This window comes from Actinoallomurus acaciae (assembly GCF_042429965.1).
Lineage (GTDB): Bacteria > Actinomycetota > Actinomycetes > Streptosporangiales > Streptosporangiaceae > Actinoallomurus > Actinoallomurus acaciae.
The window spans coordinates 1-1338 of the sequence record NZ_JBHLZP010001030.1; the positions used below are offsets into that span (position 1 = coordinate 1).

General features: G+C 75.5%; 2 protein-coding genes. One reads left to right on the forward strand and one right to left on the reverse strand.

All coding sequences use genetic code 11. The features are described 5' to 3' along the window. Positions 1-224 (forward strand): hypothetical protein (locus ACFFNX_RS50130; protein ID WP_378213563.1); only part of this gene is annotated, 224 nt, incomplete at its 5' end. Between the two features lie 13 nt (positions 225-237). Here the strand turns inward: ACFFNX_RS50130 and ACFFNX_RS50135 are convergent. Next, on the reverse strand, positions 238-1338 hold a 1101-nt coding region (locus ACFFNX_RS50135), incomplete at its 5' end, for a PaaI family thioesterase (protein ID WP_378213564.1).

Here is a 1338-nt window from a genome sequence, read left to right on the forward strand (position 1 = left end):
GGCCACACGAGCGGATCTTCGCGCTCGGCCCGCCGCTGCGCGGCCTGCGGTACGAGACGACGGCGATCCCGGAGATCCGGGCCCAGGCGGCGGCACTCGCGCCACGCGTCCTCCACGCGGTCGCCTCCGCGCCGGTTCCGGCCCCGGCGCGTCCGGTCCTTCGGCCGCCGGCGTCCTACCGCGGGGGCCGTTCGGCGACGAGCACCTGGGCCCCGGTGATCTGACCGTCGTGCCGGGTCAGGGCAGCAGGGTCTGGACGGCCTGCCGGGCGGGGTCGCTGAGGAGGGCACGCCACGAGGTGAACAGGTCGAGGAGCTCTTGCCCGTACCGGGCGCGAAGGCCGGGGTTCGCCCGCATGACGTCCAGCTCGTTCGCGGCGGTGAGCTCGGCGAAGTCCCGGCGCAGGGGGAGCGGGGGCCGTAGCACGGTGCCGCTGAAGCGATCACGGAACGGGCCCTCGGGGTCGGCGAGACCCGGGTAGGAGAAGTCGCGGTCGCAGCCGGCGTAGAAGTGGATGAGGCGTTCGGCCTCCTCGCCGACGAGGGCGGTCAGCTCGTCCCGGCGGCCGGTGTCGCCCAGTGCGGTGGCGAAGCCGTCGGTGCCGTAGTAGGCGTGGCACAGCCCGGCGAGCCGTAGCGCCGGCCGCGCGCCCCACTCCGCGAGCAGCGCGTGGACGCGCTTCAGATGGGCCAGCAGGGTGCCGCCCGGATGGGCGATCTCGTCCGCGCCGAGCGAGGCCAGCGTCTCGACCACGGTCGCGATCCGCGATTCCTCCGGTCCGGGTCCGTCGGCGGGGTCGCGAGGCCGGTCGCGCAGCATCGAGGTGACCCGGGCCGTGCAGACCCGGCGGTCCCGCTCATCGGTGATGACGACGTCGCAGGTGACCAGGGTCCGGCCGGCGTGGGACACCGTGGCCACGGCCGTGACGTGGCCGGAGCCGGCGGTCCGATGGTGGGTCGCGTTGAGCTCGACGCCGACGGCCATCCGGCCCGGGCCGGCGTGGATGGCGGCGGCGCAGGAACCGGTGGCCTCGGCGAGCGCGCACGACGCGCCGCCGTGCAGCGTGCCGTACACCTGCGTGTTGCCCTCCACCGGCATCCGGGCGATCACCCGGTCGGTCGTGGCCTCGAGGTACTCGATGCCCAGCCGGTCGTCCAGCGCGCTTCTCGCGCCGCCGAGCTCCCGGCTCAGCCTCTCCAGTTCGTCAAGGGTCATGCCGCGTGTCCTCACTGACGGGTCGGTCGGCGCCCGCTCGTGGCGCCGTCGGCGTCCGTGACCGTACGCCCCGGGGTCGCCGGCGGCGCCGGGCGTCGCCACGAGCGGGTTGCCGCCACGGCC